The organism is Paenibacillus sp. J22P143, from assembly GCF_059692035.1.
The window spans coordinates 86754-95001 of record NZ_JCAUAQ010000022.1; the positions used below are offsets into that span (position 1 = coordinate 86754).

Consider the following 8248-nt stretch of genomic DNA (forward strand, 5'->3'; position numbering starts at 1 on the left):
TCCGTCATACCACTACTTCTCAACCAAAGGGAAAAGCAACTCTTGGTTTTCCTGCGTATACATATTTTCTTTGGTAATAACTACAGCATCTATGTTTACCTGTGGGTTCACTTTAATCCCGTTTAGTGCCTGTACTGTCGTTTCAATGGACATATAACCTAAATTGAACGGCTTTTGTACAATAGATGCCTGTAATATTCCTTCTTCCAATAATTTGATCCCATAAATGGAACTGTCAACGCCTACAATCTTCATTTTATCTGTCATTCTTTTTTCCTTAACAGCTCTTGCTGCACCTAAAGCAGAAGTTTCATTCAATCCGGCAATGCCTTGGATATCCGGATAAAAGAACAGCAAATTCTTCACCAGATCGTATGCTGAATCCTCTGTTCCGTCGAACTCGTAATTTCCTGCATATTCAACTCCAGGGAATTCAGCAATCGCTTCCTTAAATCCGTCCTTACGTTCCTGCTCCGCTATCGATCCTTTGCTGCTGAGCGTCATAACTCTGAATAATTTGCCTTTCTGCTCGTCAGCCAGTATCAAGCCAGCTTTTCTCCCCGCTTGGTTGTTGTTAGTTGTAATTAGGCTAGTCGCGTCCGAGTCATGGATCGATGAGCCGATCAAGATAAGCTTAATGCCGGACTCCTTTATTTTTTGAGCTGCTGGCGTAAGCCGATCGTAATCGGTTGCTGCAAGAACGATAGCATCAGGCTTTTTCAGTAGAACTTCGTCTATATTGCGAATTTGTCCAACCGTATCCGTTTCTGTTATCGGGCCTGTGATCTCGATATTTACAGCATATTCCTTCGCAGCCGCTTTCACACCTTCACTAACCATTTGCCAATAGTCTGATCGAATATTGTTCGTTTTTAAAACAACTGCTATTTCAAACTTTCTTTGATTCGTGATGTGCAGCATTTCCACACTGAAGACCACAATAAATCCGATAGCAATTATAAGCAGCACTGCCAAAAAAACCGGCTTTTTAAGGGCCATCTATAACTCCTTTCTGGGCACATTTGGGTAATATGATCGTAACCTCAGTACCTTCCCACTTTTCGCTCTTAAAAGAAAGACCAAACTCATTCCCGAAAAGTTTGATTCGCTCATTTACATTTATAACCCCAATCCCCCCCATGATGCCTTCTTTCACCTTCAAAATGTGATTTAGCTTTTCCGTTTCCATGCCTACCCCATCATCTGCAACAACAAAAACGATCGTTTCCCCGTCATCTCTGCCCGTTATTTTAACTAGACCGGTTTCTAACTTATTTTTGATACCATGATAAATGGCGTTTTCAACAATAGGCTGCAAAATAATTTTAGGAATATGCACGTCAAGAATACTAGGGTCAACGTCAATATGAAAATCCAGCTTATCCTTATATCTCAATCTTTGAATCAACAAATAACTGGTAATATGCTCAAGTTCTACCCGAATGGGGACCGTTTCATTATTTTTATTAATAATCGAGCGAAACAGCTTGGCTAGAGAAGAAGTCATCAGAACAACCTCATCGTACTTCTTACGTTCCGCCATCCAAATAATCGAATCTAGCGTATTATACAGGAAATGGGGATTAATCTGTGCTTCAAGCAGCTTCATTTCATTCTTTCGTTTACTTTCTTCATTCTGAATAATTTGATTCATTAAATCTTTGATTCGGCCAACCATGATATTGAAGGTATGACCCAGCTGTCCAATTTCGTTTTCGCTCCGAAATTCAGATCGGATACTGAAGTCACCTTTTTCCACTTGCTTCATGTTGCTCTGTAGCATCTTGATGGGGTGCGAGAGATGGCGGGAAAGGAAGAAAGATAGGTACAATGCGATAACTATAGCTACAATTGTCCATAAAAAATAAGACAAATTGATTTGATACTGGTTAGCGATCAACTCGCTTGCATAAGCGACACCAACTATTTTCCAACCGAAGTGAGTCTCTTGTGTGGTGTAGATCCTTTTTTTGTTTCCCTCACCAGTTATGAAGCTTCCGCTGCTGGATTGCTTGACTTCATCTATCATTTCCTCTTTCAGCTTGCTGTTAATCAGCTTTTGCTGCGGGTGATAAACGATGTTTCCATTCTTATCTACAATGAATACATATCCTCTTTTGCCCAGGTTAATATGGTTGCAAATTTCGTTAATCGCGCTCAAATTCAAATCAACCAAAAAAATGCCTTCACTTGTAATGCCGTCTGCACTCTTCAACTCCCGGCTTAATGAAACCACCCACCTGTACTCATTCTGAATAATGTTTTGCACATGCGGGGCAGAGATCACCGACTTACCGCCCTCCGCTTTCGCATTTTTGTACCAAGGCTGTTCCTCCATGTTGGCGTTTACATTCAAACTTGTAATTCTGCGATCTGAGACAAAGCGATTATTATATCCAAAAACCATAATCGAGGCAATATCTTTACGGGTAATTAATATCGATTGAAATAAATCGGATATTCTTTTCTCATACGGCCTGCGTTCCTCATCGCTAATAAAGCTCGTTTCCGTAATGTAATATTTCACATCTTTATTCGTCGATGCCAGTATAGAGATATCTTCCATGTTGGTTATGTAGGATTGGATATTGATATTTACCTGCTGAATAATTTTTGATATGTAGTGCTTGGAATTCATTTCTACGGCGTCAGCCGAGAGAAAGTAGGAAATAAAGCTCGTGATAACAATTAGAAATAAAATTAAGCAAGAAAAGACGACAGAAATACTGGACTGGATGCTTCTAAATTTAAAAAGAAACAATCCTACGTCTCTTTCTTTTCTCATTGGACTTTCTCCCTCAACAACTTTTCTCGGAACCCGGTAGGCGTCACTCCCGTTTGTTTCTTAAACAGTACACTAAAGTATTGGGGATCGCTGTAGCCTACTTTGGATGCTACTTCATAAGATTTCAACGGCGTATACTGTAGTAAATTCTTTGCTTTTTCAATTCGAACCCCTGTCACATATTCCATAATCGTATATTCTTTATGCTGCTTAAATACAGTACTGAAGTAGCTTTTGCTTAAGTGGACGTGGCGGCATATTTCATCGACTGAAAGGTTCTCCTTCATATAGTGCTTCTCAATATAGGCAATCACACTCTGAACCTGTATCTTGGATTGATCTTGTCTTTGCTCCGAAATATAGGAAATGACTTCTTTACAAATCTTGATGAGACTGGTTTCAATTTCATCCAATGTTTTGAAGCGATTGATATCTTGGAGTACCATGTCATGTCCTTTAAAATGAACAATGTCGTTCCCAGCTACTTCGTGAATCGTATTGACAATAGCGATAATGATCGATTGAATTTGCAAATAACAGCCACTCATTGGCATCAAGGAAGCCTTCAGGCTATTTATTAATTGTCCAATTAGTACTTTGGCTTCTTCGAATGTCCCTGTTTTTATCAGAGTAGAAAACTTGCGGTTCCATTCGATGTTAAGCTGCTGCTCGGGTTTATTCGCCCATTCCATGTCCAGAATGCTAATAACCCTATTTTCACCAAGAAGGAATCTGTAATCCAAGGCGGAAATTGCACCTTTGTAAGAATGCGAGAGTTCGTTCATCGTTCTACATAGGATACCCACACCAATGGTAACCGTGAACTTTAAATATTTCTCCACACAGAAACGAATCACTTCCGTTACATTGAGAGCGGTCTCATAAGGCTCACCTTCCGACTCTCCAGAAAAGATAACGATCATTCTTTCTTCCCTCGTTCGAAAGAGGACCGCTTCTTTTCCCTCCATAACTTCTTGAATAATATTGAAGGCTGCGGACCGGAAAAGCTCTGGATCGTTATGCCAGTCCCACTTTCCTTTAATATGTTCGTCTAACTCGTCAATCTCTATGGCTACGACAAGATAAGGTGGTGACATCAACGGAATACCGAAATATTGCATCCTATCGTGAATGGTGTCACCCCTTAATGTCCCGTTGATTAACTGTTCTAAAAACCGTTCCTTTAATAATGGCAAGCTTTGGTGGAGTTGCATCTTGAGATGAGAAAGATTTTCCCGATTCTCTGTTTCCATATCCATATCAGCTTTTACTTTATCTAGCAAACTTCGAAGCTCGTTAGCCGTAATTGGTTTTACAATAAAATCATGTACTTTCAAACGAAGTGCTTTCTGAGCATAGTCGAACTCATCATGACCTGTAAGGATAATCACCTTGATAAATGGAAATTTTAAATGTATTTGTCTAGTCAGTTCAATGCCGTCCATAATTGGCATACAGATATCAGACAAAACAAGATCTGGTCTTAGTTCCGATATGGCTTCCAAAGCTTCACTGCCATTCCTATAAACACCAATACACTCAAAACCGTGTTGCTCCCACTCTATGGTCTCTTTAATACCTTCCCTTACTTCAACTTCGTCATCTACGATCACGATTCTATACAATATGTTCACCTCTTGTGCTGCTCTAATCTTTTGTATAAGTGATTGGGGAATACCCCAAAAAATTTATTTTCCACTATTTTACAAGTCGTTGCACTCAATTGGACATAGAGCATTTATATATGTTTTATGAGTTTATTGAAATCGAGGCAATCACAATAGCCTGCCTCGGCAGGTGAAAAGGGTATTGTAGTACCCTTCTCAGCTCCTTAATTAAAAGCAGACCTATGCGAATATCACAGATCTGCTTAAAGACGAATGATTAGTCCAAGCTTTCCAATAATGTTTTTATTTGAGGGTTAAGGTTCAATGCATTCAGAACAACCGTAAGCGCCTCTGAACGTGAGGCGTTGCCATGCGGATCAAATATGCCATCGTTCTTGCCGCTGATGAGGCCTGCTTCAGCCGCATCTTTAATTTCGTTCACTGCAAAGGAGCTTGCACTTGCCAAATCTGTCAAGTTGCCCTTGGAAGGATCTTTACCCAGTTTACTCAAGTTGAGAACACGGGATAAAATGACAACCATTTCCTCACGGCTGATCGTTTGGTCCGGCTTAAATGTTCCGTCTTCGTAACCGGCAATCACCCCTGCACTAGCGAGTTTCTCAATAACGCCTTTACCCCAGTGACTGTCGATATCGTTTAGTTGGGCGGAATGATTAGCGCCGCTGCTGATATCAAATACGCGCGCAATGATCGCTGCAAACTCAGCACGTGTAATTTGGCCATCCGGTTGGAACGATCCATCCTCATACCCATCGATAACGCCCAGTTTCACAAACGTATCGACGGTTTTTTCGGCCCAGTGTCCTTTAATGTCAGCCAGTTCAATCTTCGTATTAGATGTCTTGGCTTCCTCTACCTTAGCCTGGATGGCTTGAACCAAATCTTTTACACTAACAATGTCGCTATTAAACACATCGCTATTTAACACATCATTTGTAGGTTTGGTCGAGATCCTGTTGTCAATATTAGCCGATACCTTACTGTTGCTAGAAACAACAGTAGACGCTAACTGCGAATTCACCAGTTTCAAGCTGTCCAGTGTAATTTCGGCCGATCCTTGACTCTCCGCTTGAAATGTCAGCGTTGCCAGTGTCACATCCCCGTTCTTTCCTGAAACATTGCCTGTTTGTGTATGCGCAATTTGAATTTTGTTCCCTTTCACAAGAGGCCCCACTGTAAATCCGCTGCTATCACCTGAACCATTGATATACTTCAAATGGCTGGTATCAAAAGATAAATTGACCTCATATGCGTACAAGTCGCTTACTTGCTTTCCACTCACCGTCACTTGGAAGTTATCGCCTGCCGATATGCTGTCATCCGAGATAGAAAGCAAAAAGGCCGGGCCGGAGTTTGCTTGTATACCGAGTGGTGGAAGTACAATCATTGTTAAGAGAAATATCAGACTAAATACGTGTATTTTTTTTATCATCGAAGAAATTCTCCCTTTCGTATAACATAGTGTGGGTTGGTTTATTGCAAGATCGTTTTGGCAGCCCTAGCAACATCAATAATGTAAACTTTGCCGGCTTTCTTCACAGTGCCAACTAGTCTCAGATTTCCGCATCTATACAATGAATTTTATACGTCGTCTAGGTCTGTTCCAACATTTTATCCATTTACCATTTTGGTCATCTCGATAAAAACGAATCCCGATTAGTTCAAGTGGCGTCCATAACTGCTCGAAATAGTATACAGGCATGTGATTATATCCTCCTAATTACTCATCGTTACTTCGTCCGAAAACTTCGTACTACAGATGCCTATTTCGATATTCCTTCGGAGTAAGGCCCACTTATTTCTTAAATAGGTTGGAAAAATAAGTCGCATCGTTAAATCCTGCCCGACAGCTGATTCAAATATCGATCTGAGCATGTATTTCGATAGCGGCAGGTAGCGGCAGGCGGCTTGATAAGTCATAACCATACCTTCATCTGATATCATGCGGTACTTCATCGCCTGCTTCGATTCGAAATTGCCATCTGTGATGTATGGCAAAGCATGCGATTGCGAAATACCGACGGAGATCGAAAGCTTCAAATATTCCCGAAATTTCACCTGTAAATCATGACAAATCCCAATCATAGTAACTTTCACGATTTACAACCATTGAATTTAGTACTGTAAATAGTTAAAAATCCACTGTCTCCCCCCCTTCTTTTAGTCAATAAAACAAAGGTCAGGAATCCATTCCTGACCTTTGTTTTTCTAGCGTTTAATGGCTTTATCCACCGTGACATGTTGCAGCCGATCAAATGCTTGTAAACGGAGTCATCTGGCCTAGTAAACAGTCTGTTATGACCCACCAGCAGCTTAACATACTGGCGGATCATCTACTTTCTTCAATTTCTGCTACCGATAACCTTATTGCTGCAATATCTTCTGTGCGACTCCAGCAAGGTCAGTGATGTCGACCTTATTGTCGTGATTGATATCAGCCTTCTTCGCGTTTTCCCAATCTGGACTGCTAGAAGTCTTGCCATAATTCTTCGCTATGATCGCAAGATCGCCGATGCTCACTTTGCCATCGTTGTTTAAATCTTCCGCGCTTCTTGTAATAATGGAGGCCTTAAAGGCATCGAACGCCTGCTGCAATGCTACAACAGCAACATCCACTTGTTCTTGCGTTGTGTTCGAATGATCAGCCACCACATGAGCCGCATTGATAGCCGCTTGAAGCAGTTGCTTCGCACCAACGGAGTACTGGCCGATTTGCGTTCCTTCCGCTGCAGCATCGTGCGCCGTTTGTGCTTCACCAATAAGTTCATTCAGAGCCGATTTATTAACTGGTGGAAGTGTGATTTGAATACCCTTCGAAGTTGAGGGCAACTGCGTTTCCGTTCCCTGATAATCGGCCAAAGTCAAATCGGATACCGTGATGACCCCTTCCGTCGCTTGCGGCACATTTTTCGCTTGGAACGTCAGCTTCAGCAGCTGCGCGCTGCCAGTGACAGCATTTTCGGCACCCTCGCTCGCCATAATCAGACGAAGTTCGCCAGGTGTATTCATCGGTGTCGTGAACAGGCTAATACCGTCCTTCAGCGTATCTGCCGACACGAACTCCATCAGATTGGAATCGTAATTCATGGAAACGTCCAGCGCATACACACTTTTCGTCACATTTTCTATACCAAGCTGAATCGTGAACTCTTTGCCGGATTGAACCGTATCTTCGCCCCCTAATACGATTGCAGGGTCCTTTGGTATCTCGACAGGAGCTCCTGCACCGAAATAGAGTTCGTTTAACCGCAGACCAGAATTCGCTTCCCATTTCAATTTAAATTCGCTAACAGGCCCATACGCTTGCAGCTCAATGATTTGATGCAGACCCGTAAATGTTCCGACGTCGATCCATTCCGCATTCGGCGCGGCTTTTTTGACTTGCAGTTTCACAGCCGATCCCTCGTTTTTCAACAGGATCAACTTGGTCGCGCCGGGGGTGTCGATGTTGTTGTACGTCAGTTCTCCCGCCGAGTTGCCGACTTCAACATTGCTGAAAATATCATTATCGAGCAGCAGCATCTCTTTGCCGCTCAGATTACCTGAGAGAGGGATGGCGTCCTCCTTGACGGTTGTATTGATCTTGACTTCGTTGACCTTGATCCATTGGTTCTGTACGCTATCGGTGAGCCTTACATAACGGCCCAATTTACCTCCGCAGTTGACGATATTGATATTTCCCGCGTTGATGAAGGTGATCGGTTCACGCCAGTTCGTTCCATCGGAACTGAATTCAATCTTACCGGAAGTTACCACGTCCGTAATGGAGTCGATAAGCATGTCATAAATCGGGATCTCGCTACCTAGATCGAATATAAAATTCCGATTTGAGGAT

Annotated in this window: 6 protein-coding genes; all 6 read right to left on the bottom strand. The window is 42.1% G+C overall.

The window, feature by feature from the left end; all coding sequences use genetic code 11:
* Positions 1-12: 12 nt before the first annotated feature.
* Positions 13-999 (bottom strand): substrate-binding domain-containing protein, encoded by a 987-nt coding sequence (locus AC58PQ_RS23075; protein WP_497245740.1) that lies wholly within the window; start codon positions 997-999, stop codon positions 13-15.
* Positions 989-2785 (bottom strand): cache domain-containing sensor histidine kinase, encoded by a 1797-nt coding sequence (locus tag AC58PQ_RS23080; protein WP_497245742.1) that lies wholly within the window; start codon positions 2783-2785, stop codon positions 989-991. Before AC58PQ_RS23080 ends, AC58PQ_RS23075 begins: the two co-directional genes overlap by 11 nt.
* Positions 2782-4410 carry a response regulator gene (locus AC58PQ_RS23085; protein ID WP_497245744.1) on the bottom strand — a complete coding sequence of 543 codons (1629 nt, stop codon included), beginning with the start codon at positions 4408-4410 and terminating at the stop codon, positions 2782-2784. Before AC58PQ_RS23085 ends, AC58PQ_RS23080 begins: the two co-directional genes overlap by 4 nt.
* Positions 4411-4669: 259 nt before the next feature.
* Entirely contained in the window at positions 4670-5845 is a 1176-nt protein-coding gene (locus AC58PQ_RS23090) for an S-layer homology domain-containing protein (RefSeq protein ID WP_497245746.1), read from the bottom strand.
* A 284-nt stretch (positions 5846-6129) separates the two neighbouring features.
* The gene (locus tag AC58PQ_RS23095) at positions 6130-6510 is read right to left on the bottom strand and encodes a hypothetical protein (RefSeq protein WP_497245748.1); all 381 of its coding nucleotides are present in this window, start codon (positions 6508-6510) and stop codon (positions 6130-6132) included.
* A 267-nt stretch (positions 6511-6777) separates the two neighbouring features.
* On the bottom strand, positions 6778-8248 hold a 1471-nt coding region (locus AC58PQ_RS23100), incomplete at its 5' end, for a cohesin domain-containing protein (protein WP_497245750.1).